The sequence below is a fragment of the Brevibacillus sp. AG162 genome (assembly GCF_006715575.1).
Classification (GTDB): Bacteria; Bacillota; Bacilli; order Brevibacillales; family Brevibacillaceae; genus Brevibacillus; species Brevibacillus brevis.
Window position 1 is genome coordinate 672,703 of the sequence record NZ_VFNO01000002.1, and the last position, 16,266, is coordinate 688,968.

Here is a 16,266-nt window from a genome sequence, read left to right on the forward strand (position 1 = left end):
CACAATGAAAATCATTGATGCGCACATGCATTTGTCCCATATCGAGGAATTCAAGCGGACAGCGGCAGAAAAGTCGTTTGTCGATTACTCCGTCGCTGGTCTCTTGCAAGAATATGCCGAGAATGGCGTGGTCCTTGGGATAGGCATGGGCTTGACAGAGACTGAGCCAGACGGCTTTCCCGATGTGGAAGCTGTCACTCCCATGGGACTAGACCTGACAGACGAGTTGCCGCCACAGTTCGTCTATTGTCTGGGAATCAACCCGTTCAAGCTGGATGAAGCGGCAGTGGCACGCTTGGAAGCTGACCTGCAAAAGCCCAACGTGGTCGGGTTGAAAATCTATTTGGGCTACTATCCCTTCTACGCCTACGATAGCGTCTACGATCCCGTCTATGCGCTCGCAGCCAAATACCAGGTGCCTGTCGTCTTTCACACCGGCGATACGTACTCGGAGCGTGGGCTCTTAAAATACTCCCATCCTCTCACACTGGACGAGGTGGCGGTGAAGCATCGAGACGTCCATTTCATGATGGCCCATTTTGGCGATCCGTGGGTACTCGATGGGGCAGAAGTCGTTTATAAAAACCGCAACATGTTTGCAGACCTCTCCGGCTTAATGGTCGGTGACGCAGCCAATTGCAAGCGACTCGCAGACTCCCCTCTCTTCTTCTCCCATCTGCGCCACGCGATCACCTATTGTGATCATTACGACAAGTTTTTGTTCGGAACAGACTGGCCGTTGGCACCAGTGAAGCCATATATCCAGTTTGTACAGGAGCTAATCCCAGCGGAGCATCACGAGGATGTGTTTTACAAGACAGCATTGAAGGTGTTTCCCAAAATCAAGCCGTTGGTTGAGTAGACGATACGAATCCCATGTCTCTTCCTCTCGAAGAAACATGGGATTTTTCATTTGTTCAATAAAACTTCTTCTATTTACGACAAAAAACGACAGTTTCCGTATTATGATAGTATATGCGAGTTTGCTTATACATCGTCAGCATCGGACAACCATGACCCACAGCTTTCGCTAGTAAAGAGATAGCAAGGTTTCTACTAAATTGGGGGAGGACATGTTTCCTTGAAGAAAAAAATTGCCTGGGTTACAGACAGTACCGCACTCATACCTGATCACGTCATGGAAGAGCATGACATCTACGTCGTTCCACTGGAGATTATCTTTGAAGATGGCACTTATGAAGACGGCATTGATTTAGCGCCTGAACAGCTGTATCAAAAAATTGTGCAGGCCAATTATGCTCCCAAAACGTCACAGCCTTCTATCGGAAAATTTGTAACGCTCTACGAACGATTAAAGGAAGAGTATGAATGCGCGATTGCTGTCCACCTCTCCTCTGATCTGAGTGGGACCTACAATACAAGTGCAACAGCAGCCAAACTGGTAGACTTCCCTGTCGAGTCGGTAGATTCCAAGCTGATGTCGTACCCGATTACCTCGATTATCCTAAACGGAATCGAGCAAGCCAGAGAAGGAAAAGGCTATCAAGAGATCGCGGCTTCCTTGCGCGAAGAATACAAATCTTTCGAGAACTACATCCTAGTCGGCAGTCTCGACCAGTTTTACAAGGGCGGCCGAATGACCGGTTTGCAATATTTCATCGGCAATCTGCTTCAGATCAAGCCGATTTTCCAAATTAAAGATGGGTTGTTTGAAGTTTATGAAAAGGTTCGTACCGAAGGGAAAGCGGTCAAGCGCATGCTGGAACAGCTAGAGAAAGCCAAGCAGAATTACTCCGTGAAGCACGTACAGATTTTGCATGGCAACGTCTTGGACAAAGCGCTGGAGCTGAAAGAGAAAATTCAGAGCAAGTACTCCGATGTCGAGGTGTTGGTTGGACCGATCAGTTCCACGATTGGGGCGCATGCCGGGATGGGGACGCTGGCGTTGGCTTGGCGGAATGAGTAAGAGTTAAATGGGGCAGTCTCACATGCCGATTTTTTTCGGCAAAGAGCTGCCCCCTTTGTCTTTCATTTTGGCACAATTTCATCATGTTCCAACCTTGATCACAACATTCCCCTTCTTCCGCTCTGTCTCCACATACTTATGAGCCTCCGGAACTTGTTCCAACGAATAACGTCTATCAATAACCGCTTTTATCTGCCCCGCCTCCACCAACTCTTTAAGAAAATCCAAATCCTCCGTCCGCACCTTTGCAATCCCTTGCCCATCGACTGTCAGGAATATCCCGTTCGGCGCCAGTGCTTTTACGCAATGGGACTTTGTTGCTTTCCCAACCGCATCAAATACAATGTCATACCGCTCTTCTTTTTTCATAAAATCTTCTCTCGTGTAATCGATGACGTTATCGGCTCCCAACGATTTCACCAAATCAACATTGGCAGAGCTACATACCGCTGTCACCTCAGCCCCAAAATACTTGGCAAGCTGTACCGCTGAGGTCCCTACCGATCCAGAAGCTCCGTAGATCAGCACTTTCTGTCCCTTTTGCAGCTTTCCTTTTCGAAAAAAATGCAAGGCGGTCGTTCCCCCAAAAGGAATCGCGGCGGCTTCTTCGTGTGTAACATTGGTCGGTTTTAACCCCACGATTGCATTTTCACGCAGACAGATATATTCCGCATGCGCACCGCATCGCATTCCACTTAATGCATAGACTTGGTCCCCTTTTTTAAATCGCTTTACATGCTTTCCGATCGCTTCGACTTCCCCAGATAGCTCTACACCGAGAATCGGATTTCTCGGTTTTGTGAGACCAAGCACGAGGCGCATGGGAATCCAGAACAAGAAGGGGCTTTTGAAGGCGCGTATTCTACAGTCTCCAGAAGTAACAGTGGTTGCATGAACTTTTATCAGGATTTCATTATCGTTAGGCATAGGCTTCTCTACTTCTCTTAGCTCCAAAACGTCTGGCGATCCGTATTTCGTGCATACCACGGCTCTCATTGACATCCTCCTATTCTGCACTTTGGCATGAGTATAACGGGAGCACGGTATTGGCATACATGTACCTGCAACTTGTCAAAGATATTCCGGTTATGCCCTTTCACCGTACTGAGTGCTAGGAACAACTGCTGGGCTTTTTCGATGAGCTGCATGAATAGTTTTCTGGTTATCATTGGCATCATCATACAGGAATTATAATAATCGCAATCTTACAGCGTCAATAAAGAGTCGGCGGACTCCCGCGTATCATCATACGTGGTTTTGTTGTTTTTTATTGAATTGTCAATCTGGCAAATTTCCAGATTTCGTCCCTACTGCATACGAAGGACGTACGTGGTCGTACATCAAATGCAAAACCATTCCTGTAGCAGCATGGTCCAAGTTATGGCAGTGGTCCATCCACATGCCTGGATTGTCTGCGACAAAAGCGACCTCGTAGGTTTCTCCTGGCAGCACGTTTACTGTATCAGTCAGCCATGGCGTCATAACTTGCTCGCCATTTTTCCTCAACACCGTCATATGGTGCCCATGGAGATGCATGGGGTGCTCGGCCAGACTTTTATTCACAAAGGTGGTTTTCACCCTTTCCCCTTGTTTGACCACGAACGTTGGGGTATGAGGGTAGACCTCTCCATTTATCGTCCAAAGAAAATGAAATTGGCCGTTGTAAAACCCCATCCTGTTGCCAAGTATCATCTTGAATTCACGATCAAATTCAGTTGCGGAGGTCACCTCATTTTGTGCTGGCTTCCCGTATTGTGACGGATCGAACATGTCTGATTCTGCTTGAAAGCTCGGGTTCGCAGGCGGAGCATCCGGATAAAAAATCATACTTGGCTTTTTATCATCCTGATAGTCGCCAATTTTAAACAAAACAGGTCTGTCCGGCATCGTAAAGGTGACATCGTATCTTCCACCTGATCCCAAACGGAATGCCGTTCGGTCCGATAATCGATCCGGGTCTTGAATCGGTACACCGTCAATGCTCGTGATTTGATAGTCAGTTCCTTGCAGCAGGTATTTTTGCGATTGATTATGCGTATTGATGATTCTCAGCCTTACTATTTTACCTGATTGAATTTGCTTCCACTGTGCTTGATCCTCGTACCCAAAAGCTGTCTTTTTGCCTTGGTCTGTCTCCCATCTATGATTCATGACCGTAAACTCTTCCTCATCAATCTCTGTTTTATTATGAGAGTCTACAATGAGTGAGCCAAAAAGGCCTTTTTCTACTTGCTCTGCAGCTAGCTGGTGAGAGTGGAACCAATACGTACCTGCTTGTTTGGCCTGGAATTTATACGTGAAGCTTTGCCCGGGTTTGACGACATTTTGGGTCATGCCCGGTACACCGTCCATTGCATTTGGGACATTGTAGCCATGCCAATGAATCGTGACTCCTTTGTCGATATCCTTATTCATCAATTTGACTTCCACAATATCTCCTTGCCTCACTCGCAGTTCAGGAGCGATTTCTCCATTGTAGGTCCAGGCATCGATTTTGGCCCCGGAAGCAAGGGTTACCTCTTTCTGCTGTGCAACCAGTTCAAACTTGCTATCTGCCGGAGCAGAAAGGTCTCCTGTGAGTGCTGCCACCTCTACCATATCGGAATGGTTCCCATGGTTTTGGTGATCGGAGAGCATGGTAGGGACTCCGCCGCCTTCGTCTATCCAATGATGGTTCATCATATCGGAGGCTTCCGGTAATTTGGACGACTGGATTCCTGCGAGGACATGTACGACCATGACCGTACTGACAACACTGGTGGTTGCGACACTCATCAGCCCAAATCGAAGCAGCTCCCTTCCTCTTTTTTGCTGGGCGAATTCAACTCGACGAACAGCCCTATATTTTCTTTTTAGGAAAAGGAACGGAACGAACAAAATCAACAAGAGCAGGAGAGGGAGTTGGACGAGTTCATACATGCTGGGCATAACCGGTTGGGCGAAGATGTGACTGGAGACATTCATGACAGATGTTATTGCTGCTGCATAGAACGGGATGACTATGGCAGGATGCGAGACCTTGGCGAGCGTGTCTACGGATATGCTCTCTTGCTGTGTTGGCGGGATGCTTCGCAGTTTAGGCAGAGCGTACATGGCGACAGGGAGATGACCGATCAGCATGACTGGGACGATCACTTTGATGATGCCTTCGACGAAAAGCCAGCCATACCGTACAAACTGACTCATGACCAAGAGGCACCAGATCAGATCGACTACAAAGGCAATACAGCTCACCCATACGAGCAAGGTTTTCCTGCTTTTCAGTCTTTGATTGTTTTTCGAAGTGGGGAGCATCGTCACGGTCAAGCTAGCCCATCCCCATAGCACCGTCATCACGAGAGTTACGATGATACTTGCAATCGTTTCAAACATAGCATCTATTGCTTTTCATTCCTTTCCCCTCGTTTTTTGATTTTACCGAACGGTTTGAGATAGGAGATGGCGGTCATAAAGACAAGTGCCGCGATATTTGCAATTGCACCCCCGAGCAAGGAATAGCTCGTCATGAGAAACCCTGTATTTTTGAGAGCGACGATTCTCATTTGATCCGCCCCTTGAATGAGCTCGGATAACCAGTTGCCCATGAACTTGATCCCAAACAAAATCAAGAAAACGGTCAAAATGAGCTTGATGACGATCCAGTAATGTTTGAAGAGCCCCCATTGTGTCCATACGGATAAGGCAATACCGGATACCAAAGCGACCAACGCCGTGTACCGAATCAAGACCACATCGATCAAATGCATATTGTCCAGTGTGTAATATAGCTGCTCTCCATTGCCAGACTTCAACATGTAAGAGCCGAGTACAAACATGCAAATGGCCCCGCCTAGCCAACATACAACCGACAGAACATGAATCGTAATGAGCCATTGCTTTTGTTTGATCGAGAATTTGTATTTCATTTTCCCATCCTCCCCTTTTGCTGTTGATGCTACCAGCAAAATGCTGCGAACTTATGGTGATGATCTGGAGAGGTTATGATCGCTCTATGTACGCTCCTTACCTGTTGTATAATAGGGAAAAATTGAAAAAGATAGGGGATTGAGAATGGGGATCAAGGTTTTGATCGTGGAAGATGAGGAGAAGATCTTGTCGCTGATGGAAACCTTCCTTCAATCGGAAGGTTACGATATCTTTACCGCACAGGACGGGAAAACTGCTGTACAGCTTTTCACCCAAATCAAGCCGGATATCGTCATCCTGGATTGGATGCTCCCCCATATGAATGGTCTGGATGTATGCCGCCACTTCAGACAGCTCGGTGAGCCGGGAATTATCATGGTCACAGCCAAAACGGAGGAAACAGATAAGATCGTCGGCTTGGAAATGGGAGCGGATGATTACTTAACGAAGCCTTTCAGCTTGCGGGAACTATCCGCTCGAATCCGCTCTTTGTTACGAAGAATGAACAAGGGTGGAAACAATCACGAACGGCCTTCCGTCCTCCGAAGAGGCGAACTAACCATTCACGAGGAAAGCTTGCAAGTATTTAAAGGCAATCAAGAACTGCGGTTAACCCCAACCGAATTCAAACTCCTTCATCTGCTGGCATCAAAGCCTGGTCGGGTATACAGTCGAATGCAATTGCTTCAGCATGCCTTCGAGGAAGAATTCGTCATCGACGAACGAACGGTTGATTCTCATATAAGCAAGCTGCGCAAGAAAATAGAGGACGATGCCGACCATAACGTGTACATCCAAACGGTTTACGGGTTTGGATACCGGTTCGGAGCAAACCATGAAAATTAGAACGAAGCTGATGCTGTCGATGAGCATTTTAATTGTCTTCATCATGCTCAGCCTACTCGCTATCACACACATTCAGTTTTACATTGATCGCGATCTTGTTTATTTGGAGGAAAAAGCACTTTTTGATTCGTTGCGAGATGAGTTCGAGCAATACTATGTGAATCACGGTGAATCCTGGGATGGGATTGGGGTTCAGGCCGGAGCATTCGAGCATAGCCGTGATTTTGTCGAAATTGGATTAGTGATAGAAGATAAGATGCTTTATCAGCAAGGGAGCTTGCATCTTCGTGACCTCCGCGACCAAGGCTATAAATTAACTCTATACGGCCACAACGAGCAAAAAATCGGTCGGCTATATGTCATGAATGACGCCCAATATAAAACATACGAATTCAAAGCGATGTGGTACAGCATTCTACCTGCCATCGCTCGAGTATCGATCCTCTTCACTTGCCTTGCCGCTTTGGTCACCATTTTCATTTTGTCGTGGAGGCTGACCAGGCCAATACGTGAGATTATCAAAGGAATCGATTTGATCAAAGGCGGGAAACAAGAGGTTTCCTTTCCCATCCATAGAAAGGATGAATTCGGGGCGATTTCGAGAGCTTTACAGGAGATGAACGATAGCCTTACAACCCTGGAACGATCCCGAAAACAGTTGCTATCGGATGTCACCCATGAATTGAAAACGCCGCTCATGATTATTCAGGGGGAGTTGGAGCTCGCCCAAGATACGGGGATTGCTCTTTCCATAGAAAAGCAATCGTCGCTTCTCGATGAAGTGTTACGGTTAACACGCATGGTGAATGAGGTCTTGGATCTATCCAAGCTGGAGGCTGGAGGCACGAAGCTGTATCCAAAAACCGAGAATATCGTCATGATTTTGAATCAATTGGTGGAGAAGACCCAATTCTTGGCGGAAGATAAGCACATCCGTCTCACCACCCATATCTCAGAGGAAGTCATTGAGGTGTCCGTAGAGAAGCAACGTATTCTTCAGGCTCTTTACAATCTCTTGATCAATGCCCTCCATTACACCAACCAAGAGGGCTATGTAAAGCTGCATGTTGACCGGGTGTACAGGCAAGACCGCCAGAATGAGTATGTCCGAATCGTGATAGAAGATAACGGAACGGGCATACCCGAAGAGGACCTGCCCCTTATCTTTAACCGCTTTTACAGAGCTGACCATTCCAGGGCTCGTCCAAGTGGCGGAACCGGCCTTGGGCTCGCGATCGCACAACAAAACATCTTCGTGCATCAGGGGTGGATTGAAGTACAAAGCACGGTGGGGAAAGGTACTGCGTTTTCAGTGTTTTTGCCATCACTTCCTGTTGTCAGTAAGTGAACCTGTTTCGACAAGCAAAAAACACGCCTTGAAGGCGTGTTTTTTACCTGGTAACGGAATGGAGGCGTTTGGCAATAGCTTCCACCAATTCTCTCGTCGTCTTGGGAAGATTGGATTTCAGAATGGAATTGATCATGGGGCCCTTCACACCATGGGCGGTGATATCGAGACAACCTGTCATTTTTGTCCGCGCCTCCCCCAATGCTTTTGCTTTGAAGTAGCCATGCCCGGTGAAATTCCCACTGATCCCCGTCAAGGTAAACCTCACCTCGGTCGGAGGCGTCCATTCGGTAATATCCACTTGCAGGCTGATCGTTTTCTTCATGATGCCGATATCGCCTGTAAACGTCCAAGCGACACGACGTTCATTGAGTACCTCGTGGCTGATGTAGCCAGGTACCAGTGGAACCCAATTCTCCACTATACTCACAAACTGCCATACCGCCCCGATGGGCAGGTTCAGCTCCACATCATGTATTCCTTGAGGCATGATTTGCTCATTCCTTCCCCCAGTGTTCTTTGATATCTTGTTATGTTTATTGTCGGAACACGGGAGATATTTCAGGAATATGGCGAGTTAATCCCACCAAAAATACCATACATCCTGTTTCATTAGGTAATCAGCGTAATGCCCTAATGAAGGAAACTCATCCAAGACATACTGACAAAAGATGAAATGCTCTTGTGCCAGCTTTAGGGCCTCTTGGTAGGTCTGCGGTCTTGAACCGGCTTGAAAAATCCAAGTATCCTCTGTAACAGCGAGAATCTTGATCCCATACGCCTCCTGCCAGTGCTTTACGATAACGGCCTGGTAAACGGGTAATGGGCATTCATTGTAGCCGCCCATTGGGACCCACAACGGTGCTTCATAACCAGATGCGAGCGGCAATTCCATGACAATCAAGGAATCATCCTGTAATCGATCCTGCACCCATTTTTCACTTATTTGAAAGGAGTTCGTCTCTGTTTCACTGAGTTGTTCATTGAGTAGCTCATCTCCTTCCCATATAAGGGAATATGCCTTATAGATGCCTTCAAAGTTCTTTCCTTCCAAACTTTTCAACTCGGATGCAATGTCTGTATACAAAAGGCGAGATTCCACAATTCGCCGAAAGGCATCCTCCACAGATAAGCGGTGAACTTCCTCTAGCTGGTTTTGTACATAGCCAGAGAGTGATCCCTCTTCGTCCACCGCTTCTTCTATCATCTCTAGTATATTATAGCTAGGCAGGACCAAGATGCTGTGCTTATCTACCTTTGTAGCAGGTGCCGAGAAGTCTTCCGCAGCAACCACTTCTATGTCACATTCCTTTAGGTAATTCGACAACTCTTCTACCATCGTCACACCTCTTTTTTCTGTTGTTTTGTTCAAAGCATAGGATTACTCATCTAGTTTACTTCAATTTCCAGATACAGTGAAAATGAACAAAAAGCAAAAAGAAAAATGCTTGGATTCCCAAGCATTTAAGATTTGGCAAGAAACTGTTCCGTAAAGATTTTCAGTAGATATTCGAGTGTGGTCGGATCACTGTAAGTGGAAGCTTCTTTGTCAATCTCAATGATACGATCTTGTTTGACAGCCGGAATGTTTTTCCATGTCGCAGATTGCAAGAAATCATTGGTACTACCATTTCTTCTGCTGAGGACGAGATAATCACCAGCGTATTCCGGAATTGCTTCCGTCGACAACTTATAGTAACCAGGACCGAGAACGTCCTTTTTTACTTTCTCCGGCATGGTTAAGCCCATCGCTTGATAGAGGATTTCCGTACCACGCGCCCAGTTATTTCCGAAAACATAAAAATCTTTCGTGTCATACTCGATGACAGATACTGTTGCGTTTTCACCGATTTTCGCTTTAATTTGTTCACCGGCTGTTTTTGCACGGTTCTTGAAATCATCAATCCACGTCTGGGCTTCCTTTTCCTTGTTCAACAACTTGCCGATCTCCAACTGCTGCGATAAGTAATCCAGTTTGCCCCACGTAAACACGACAGTCGGCGCAATTTTGCTAAGCTGATCAAGATTTTTCATTTCCGATCCCGCAACAATCAGATCAGGTTTCAGGGCAAGAATTTTTTCCAAATCTGCATCCGATACGACTTCCACGTCTTTTAATTTTTCTGTAAAAAGCGGATTTTGCTTCGTCCATTGATCTACCCCGACAAGTGTACCCTCCATCGATACAATGTTCGGGGCATTTGTAAGACCAATGATTCGTTTCGGTTGTGCCGGAACCTCGACAGGTCCTTTTTCAGATTGGTAAATTACGGTTCCCTCTCTCGTTTCGTTGCCTGCCGCTGGTGTCTCGGGCTGTGCAGGTTGAGCCTGTTGCGTCCCACAAGCGCCAAGCAAGAGCATGAACATGAGAATGACAGAGATGAATGCTTTTTTCATGGTAAGCGATCTCCTTACTCCTGATACTAATTTTATGATAGTGATTATCAATCCCAATTACTCACCTACTATAAGTAATTTCTCTTCTACTTGTCAATATTGGAAACTTCACGAGGTTTTGCCTTCGCTATTTTGCGCAGCACATGAAAAAAGAGATAGTTCATCCCTTTTGCTTGATACGTAGTCTGATTGAAGCTCCCGATCAGATATACCTCCAAGTTGGGAAAATAAAGCATGTAGCTGCCACTCGCCCCTAAGTGTCCCCACCCCGTATACTTTTGCGTAAACGGAAGAAAACGCATCCGCATGAGTCCATAGCCATAATCCATGCCGATCTGCATGTTGTTCCACTGCCGCATGATCTCGAGCGTTTCTTTTTTGATCATCTGATTGTGGACGAGTGCTTTCATGAAAAGCAGCTGATCTTCCATTGTACTTACGGTTTGCCCTCCCGCGTAAAAACTGCTGAAGCTGCGGTAGTTTTCTACGTTTATTTTTATCCCATCCAAATAGAGATGGGCCACCGGATGCTCGCTTTTGATGACGGGCTTGGAATACTGAGATAAATAAGAGTGATTCATTTGTAGGGGCTTAAAGATGTAGTCATGGAGAACTTCGTGGTAGGGCTTGGCAGTCACCTTTTCAATCACGAGCCCTAACAGATTGTACCCTGTGTCTGTATAATGAACGCGTTTCCCAGGCTCAAAGCGCGGCTGTAAGTGCTTTTTCGACCATTGTATGGTTTCTTGCGGCGTCCAATATCGTGAGGAATCCTCCAGAATCTCTTCTAGGAATCCTTTCCCCCGCTTCGGCTTTTCTTCAAAGAAATCTGGTAATCCAGAAGTATTGTTGAGTAGATGCTTGATCTGAATTTCGTTTGCGTAATCTTTTCCTTTCCAGATGTGGAGATCTTTTCGAATCTCTGTCGGTAAATAGTTGGCAATGGGGTCGTCAAACGTAACGAGCCCTTTTTCTGCTAGGATCGATACGATAACAGCTGTAAAAGCCTTGCCCACACTAGCCGTGTGATAGGGTTGATTCGGGTTGGCTGTCGCTCCATCTGTACTGCCAGCCGCTATTGGCCAGTGGATATCCAGCTTATCGGAATGGATTAACAGATAGACATTGTGCAGTTGTGGATCAGAAGCTACTTTTGCCTTCAGGTTGCTCTCTATTCCGCTCCTTATCATTTCAATGCTCATTCGTCTCCCCCCACTTCATTCACCTGCAAGGACTTATGCGCCCGCTACTGATAAGCTATGTGCAATCTCTTGCCCATTATGAACAGAGGAAGCTTTTAGAAGCAGGCGTGCGGAAAAACGGTAATGAAAAAGCTCGGTATCGAGTAAACAATACCGAGCTTTCAACTGCCACTTCTGTCAGGCTTATACATTTGTAGAGTTCTTTCAATAGGCTCTTTCCTTACTCTTGTTTTGTGCTATCCGCATAGGATTTCAGTTCCATCAATAATCGAGCTACATCTGCCTTTGTCATAATCTTAGTAGGCTGCCCGGTAGAGAATACTGACAGAGCTCCTTTCTTATCTCCACTCCCTTTTAGCAACCTGGAAATCATCTCGTTTGCTTCCACGTTTGTGAGATTGCGATCTGGACCGAATTGCTTATTGCTGGTTGTTGCTTGTATCAAGCCTCTTTCTATAGCATCTTGCACGGTTTCATAGAGTGGATGAGCTTTATCGATATCGGTAAAAAATTGCTTCTCTCCCGCCACTTCATATTCGTCTGGAAAGAAGTCGTACGACTGCTGGGCTTTGAGCAGAATGCGTAGAAACTCTCCACGGGTGACAGGCTGATCAGGATCTAGCTGGCTGTTTATGACAGGGAAATAACCGTCTTTCACAGCGTACAAAAGCTCCAAATAGTGAGGGTGAGCAGCAATATCCTCTGGAATTTTTGACTGCTTGTAAGCCGTATAGCTCACCCATTTTCCAGAATCCGCATCAACCACACCATCGTCTCCTACCATTCTGTAAACCAGCTTTGGCTCACGACTGACCAGATAGGTTCCGTTTCGCCATTCTGGATATGGCATGAAATAGGTGAGTCGAAGCTTCTTGTTTCCCTTTTCTACCTGCTTTGCTTTTTGTTCATCGATTCCAGCTTTTTGTCCCTGGATCATCTCGAGTGATTGATAGGCTGGAAAGGTGTACATCCCCTTTACCTCTCCATTGACAGGGTCTACGGTTACCCCCGTTTCGAGGTTTTGGACAGGTATTCCTTGCTTCAACCAGCCAAAAGTAATGTAGTAACCGCCATTTCGCTGAAACAGCCATTTCTTGCTTTCTTCTGTAGGAGGCAGATGGATCGCATACAGCTCTCCTTGTCGATCGGGATAGAACTTCTTTATAAAATCGGCCGCAATCGCTTGTGCTTTTTCGTAAGGAATCGGATTGGGATAGATTCGATTCTCTGTTTCTGAATGTTCTTCCTCCACTGAAAAACTCGTAACTTCCCCATAATCATCCATTCCTAAATGGAACCTCATTGCCTTTTCTTTTCCTTGGGCGGGACGAACATAATGGAAAGCCGTTGCACGACTGGAACTCCCCTCCCCAAATCCATCCCATGATACCGCAGCAATGCTCCCACTCGTTTGATGATCACGCTCGGCTTGGAACATCGTGCGTGCAATCTCGTCGGCCTTCTCGCTCTTTTCATAATCCGTCAGCTTTTTATGTTCCTTGCCCATCGTCCTGGTTGACGTTCCTATCGGGATCATTGGGGACTGCTGACTGATACTCTCTCCTAAAAACGTCATGGGTTGATTCGTCATCGCATCAATGAAAACCGGAGCTTTCTCATCGTAAGCATAAGCCAGGATCATTTTTTTCTGGGGCAACCCATATTTTCCGATCTGTTCCCCTGTATAAACATAATGAAGCGCTGGCTTCAACGACTCATCCCACCGTCTTCCTGCCTCCTCCGCTGATATGGCTGGAACAGGAGATGGCAGCTCTCCATCGTACCATTTGCGGCTGTAAGAACCGATTTCACCTTGTGAATCGACAATCACCTGAAGATAGTTCTCCAGAAATGGAATTTCATTTTCTACGCGAACAAAATGAAAAACGTGATTCATTACCTGTGGAGGAAGGGAATCGTCAACCTGATATTCATTTGCCTTGGAAATATGCCCTTGCACTTCAGGGGCAACTGCATTTATGAATGCTTCCGCCTTTTTCAAAGCCTCTTTCTCTGAAATGATACCAACAGCCGTTTCTTTGGGATTATCATCCATAAATCTTGTAAACTGGACCAATTTTCCTGTTGTTGCGTCCACATCTATGTATATTCTTTCATTCCCGCCTTTTTCTTTGACCCAATAGCTCGTCCAAACCGCTCCGTTTTGACCCAAAGCGATGGTCTCATCGAGATAGATATCTTCCACAGCGTAACCAGTCGTATCAATGAGTATCTTTTTCATGAGTGGGATAACCTGTTCCTCTGTAAGATAAGAAGACGGTCCCGCTGCAAGTGCAGTTGTAACTATACCTGTTTTTTCATTCATCATTGGTACGCTGGAAAAATAACACCCCATGATTGCTAGCATTGTTGCTGATTTTATGAAAAGAGACCGCTTCATGACCTCACCCTTATATTTTTTTCTTGATTATACCAATATATTGAAAAAATGTTTGTATTTTCATTGTGCGATCACAAAAAAAACTGCACCCCCTTGTGAAACGTAGAAACGGGAGGCGCAGTCTATTGGCGACGAGAACTCGTTCAATCGTTCATGGAGACATATTGCCTGATTTCATTCAGAACTTCTTCCCAATGAAGCTTCATTTGCTCCCTTGTGTTCATGTGATCCAAATTCTCTTGATGAAAACTAATTGTCGTTCGGTCAGGCTTATCGGATAGCAGCCGGATTTGCAAGGTGGACGGCTTTTCCCATTCCTTCATCGACCACTTTAAACGAAACTGCCGAAACGGCTTTACAACACGAAATTGACCCGATATTCCTTCGCTGGAAGTAAACGTCTCCCCCTCGCTAAAGGTAAGGTTCGATACATGTCCAAGCCATAATTTCATCCCTTCGGACGAGGTTAAAAACGCCCATGCCTGTTCCGGGGTAATGGGCATCGTCCTGCGAACGCCTACTTGGAAGCCTGTCGCTGCCGTTTGTCCAACGATTTTGCTTGATTCGGTTTTTTGATCCTTCATCGGAACACCTCACCAATCTAGTTTGATTTTACTCCGTACTTGGAACCAAACTTTTATTCTCGAATGTCTTCGAGAGCACAATTAAAGGTGTTGAAAATCCGTAAGCATGGCACGTATCCAGAAAGGCAGCCAGTGACTCGGTCGTCTCAGTCAGCACCTTCATCAAATAATTGTACTCCCCGCTGATTCTGTAGAGATCGACAATCTCAGGTGCTCGTTCGCAAAATGCGATGAAATCCTTACACACACTCGTTTTAAACAGGACAAATGCAGTGGTGTGCTTGCCTAGCTTCTGGGGAGAAAGCTCCGTCCGATAAGCAGTTATGACGCCTTGCTCCTCCAGCTTTCTCACTCTTTCCGTTACAGCTGGCTGCGACATCGCGATCATACGGCTCAACTCGGAAATGGGAATCCGGGCATGATCGTGAAGCACCGACAAAATTTTATGATCGATTTGGTCCATCCACACAGCACCTCATTTTTCGAAAGTGGAATACCTAAAACAAATAAAATTCTAAGGCATACGACTTGAAACCCCTTCAAAAACTTATGTAAATTGTATGCGATCTCCCATAAAATGTCACTCATAAACAGAAGAGGAGAATGAGAACATGACATTTACCGTAAACGCCCCCATAAACATTGGCAGCTTGCGCTTAAAAAACCGTCTTATCATGTCGCCCATGCAGCAGTATAGGGGGACTCCTGAAGGGTTTGCCACGGACCATCATATCGAATTTTACAGCCGAAGAGCCAAGCATGTATCCCTAGTGATTGTGGAATCGACCGCCGTATCAGCCAACGGCAGACTGTTTCACAACGACATCGGCATTTTTACCGACCAACATGTAGAGCCTTTACGCAAAATAACAGAAGCTGTTCACTCAGAGCACACCCCAATCTTCATCCAGTTGTCGCACGGCGGAAGGAAGGCTTCGCCTGAGGTTACAAAGCAATTGGTCGCTCCAAGTGCGATTGCGTACGATGATTCCTACGGAACGCCTAAGTCGCTGACTCTTGCCGAAATGAAAAGCATCGTCGAAGAATACCGTTTGGCGGCAAAGCGAAGCGTTGAAGCAGGCTTTGATGGCATTGAACTTCACGCGGCTCACGGCTTTTTGCTTCATCAATTTTTATCGCCTTTGTCCAATACGCGAACGGATGCCTATGGTGGTACTCCTGAGAACAGGGCACGATTTCTGAAAGACGTACTTCTGGCGATTCGAGCCGAAGTGGGACGGAATTATCCGGTTATCATCCGTGTTTCTGCCACAGATTTTGTCCAAGGCGGTCTAACCCCAGAAGACTGGGTGCAAATGCTAAAGCCGCTTGAGTCCGAATTGGATGCAATCGATGTCTCAACAGGGGGACTGCTCCCAATCCAGCCTAGTGACGTCTATCCGGCTTATCAGTTGCCTCACGCAGCTGCGATCAAACAACATTTCAGCATTCCGGTCATTGCCGTAGGAAAAATCTATAGCCGCAGTCTCGCCAATCGAATTCTCGAAGACCAACTCGTCGATAGTGTCGCGATTGGTCGCCCACTCTTGGAAGACCCTGATTATGCAGAACGTCTTTTATTTGCCTAACGGAGCAAAGGCTGGAATGGCATTCATCTAAAGGGAGACCATGCAGTAGCCGGCATTTTTCCATAA

15 protein-coding genes are annotated in these 16,266 nt (G+C 46.3%); 5 read left to right on the plus strand and 10 right to left on the minus strand.

From position 1 onward, the window contains the following. Positions 1-4 precede the first annotated feature (4 nt). Together FB479_RS08020 and FB479_RS08025 are read left to right on the plus strand one after the other, a co-directional pair. Positions 5-862 (plus strand): amidohydrolase family protein, encoded by an 858-nt coding sequence (locus tag FB479_RS08020; protein WP_142063982.1) that lies wholly within the window; start codon positions 5-7, stop codon positions 860-862. A gap of 219 nt (positions 863-1,081) precedes the next feature. Further along, complete coding sequence (locus tag FB479_RS08025; RefSeq protein ID WP_142063985.1) at positions 1,082-1,927, plus strand: DegV family protein; 846 nt, start codon at positions 1,082-1,084, stop codon at positions 1,925-1,927. An 81-nt stretch (positions 1,928-2,008) separates the two neighbouring features. Here the strand turns inward: FB479_RS08025 and FB479_RS08030 are convergent, their stop codons facing one another. The 3 genes from FB479_RS08030 to FB479_RS08045 all read right to left on the minus strand — a co-directional run bounded on the left by FB479_RS08030 (position 2,009) and on the right by FB479_RS08045 (position 5,832). Further along, the gene (locus FB479_RS08030; protein ID WP_142063988.1) at positions 2,009-2,923 is read right to left on the minus strand and encodes an NAD(P)-dependent alcohol dehydrogenase; all 915 of its coding nucleotides are present in this window, start codon (positions 2,921-2,923) and stop codon (positions 2,009-2,011) included. A gap of 282 nt (positions 2,924-3,205) precedes the next feature. Further along, entirely contained in the window at positions 3,206-5,299 is a 2,094-nt protein-coding gene (locus FB479_RS08040; protein ID WP_142063994.1) for a multicopper oxidase family protein, read from the minus strand. Between the two features lie 5 nt (positions 5,300-5,304). Continuing rightward, complete coding sequence (locus tag FB479_RS08045; RefSeq protein WP_142063997.1) at positions 5,305-5,832, minus strand: hypothetical protein; 528 nt, start codon at positions 5,830-5,832, stop codon at positions 5,305-5,307. A 145-nt stretch (positions 5,833-5,977) separates the two neighbouring features. Here FB479_RS08045 and FB479_RS08050 point away from each other — a divergent pair, with 145 nt between their 5' ends. Beyond that, on the plus strand, positions 5,978-6,679 hold the full coding sequence (locus FB479_RS08050) for a response regulator transcription factor (RefSeq protein WP_106654660.1): 702 nt from the start codon (positions 5,978-5,980) through the stop codon (positions 6,677-6,679). Next, positions 6,669-8,027 carry a sensor histidine kinase gene (locus tag FB479_RS08055; RefSeq protein ID WP_142064000.1) on the plus strand — a complete coding sequence of 453 codons (1,359 nt, stop codon included), beginning with the start codon at positions 6,669-6,671 and terminating at the stop codon, positions 8,025-8,027. Before FB479_RS08050 ends, FB479_RS08055 begins: the two co-directional genes overlap by 11 nt. Positions 8,028-8,070: 43 nt before the next feature. On the opposite strand, the gene FB479_RS08060 is transcribed toward FB479_RS08055, so the two are convergent. The 7 genes from FB479_RS08060 to FB479_RS08090 all read right to left on the minus strand — a co-directional run bounded on the left by FB479_RS08060 (position 8,071) and on the right by FB479_RS08090 (position 15,074). Further along, the gene (locus tag FB479_RS08060) at positions 8,071-8,517 is read right to left on the minus strand and encodes an SRPBCC family protein (protein WP_106654658.1); all 447 of its coding nucleotides are present in this window, start codon (positions 8,515-8,517) and stop codon (positions 8,071-8,073) included. An 87-nt stretch (positions 8,518-8,604) separates the two neighbouring features. After that, complete coding sequence (locus FB479_RS08065; protein ID WP_142064003.1) at positions 8,605-9,366, minus strand: DUF4253 domain-containing protein; 762 nt, start codon at positions 9,364-9,366, stop codon at positions 8,605-8,607. 125 nt (positions 9,367-9,491) lie between these two features. After that, a complete protein-coding gene (locus tag FB479_RS08070; RefSeq protein ID WP_142064007.1) occupies positions 9,492-10,424 on the minus strand; it encodes an iron-hydroxamate ABC transporter substrate-binding protein in 933 nt (310 codons plus the stop codon). A gap of 86 nt (positions 10,425-10,510) precedes the next feature. Continuing rightward, positions 10,511-11,626, minus strand: coding sequence for a serine hydrolase domain-containing protein (locus FB479_RS08075; protein WP_142064010.1), 1,116 nt, complete (start codon positions 11,624-11,626; stop codon positions 10,511-10,513). A gap of 220 nt (positions 11,627-11,846) precedes the next feature. Further along, positions 11,847-13,868: an S-layer homology domain-containing protein gene (locus FB479_RS08080; protein WP_185746342.1), complete on the minus strand. Its 2,022-nt coding sequence runs from the start codon at positions 13,866-13,868 to the stop codon at positions 11,847-11,849. A 302-nt stretch (positions 13,869-14,170) separates the two neighbouring features. Further along, positions 14,171-14,611, minus strand: a complete 441-nt coding sequence (locus FB479_RS08085) for an SRPBCC family protein (protein WP_106654654.1) — start codon at positions 14,609-14,611, stop codon at positions 14,171-14,173. Between the two features lie 28 nt (positions 14,612-14,639). Next, positions 14,640-15,074: an Lrp/AsnC family transcriptional regulator gene (locus FB479_RS08090; RefSeq protein WP_106654653.1), complete on the minus strand. Its 435-nt coding sequence runs from the start codon at positions 15,072-15,074 to the stop codon at positions 14,640-14,642. A gap of 148 nt (positions 15,075-15,222) precedes the next feature. Here FB479_RS08090 and FB479_RS08095 point away from each other — a divergent pair, with 148 nt between their 5' ends. Next, entirely contained in the window at positions 15,223-16,200 is a 978-nt protein-coding gene (locus FB479_RS08095; RefSeq protein ID WP_142064016.1) for an oxidoreductase, read from the plus strand. Positions 16,201-16,266: the final 66 nt, after the last annotated feature.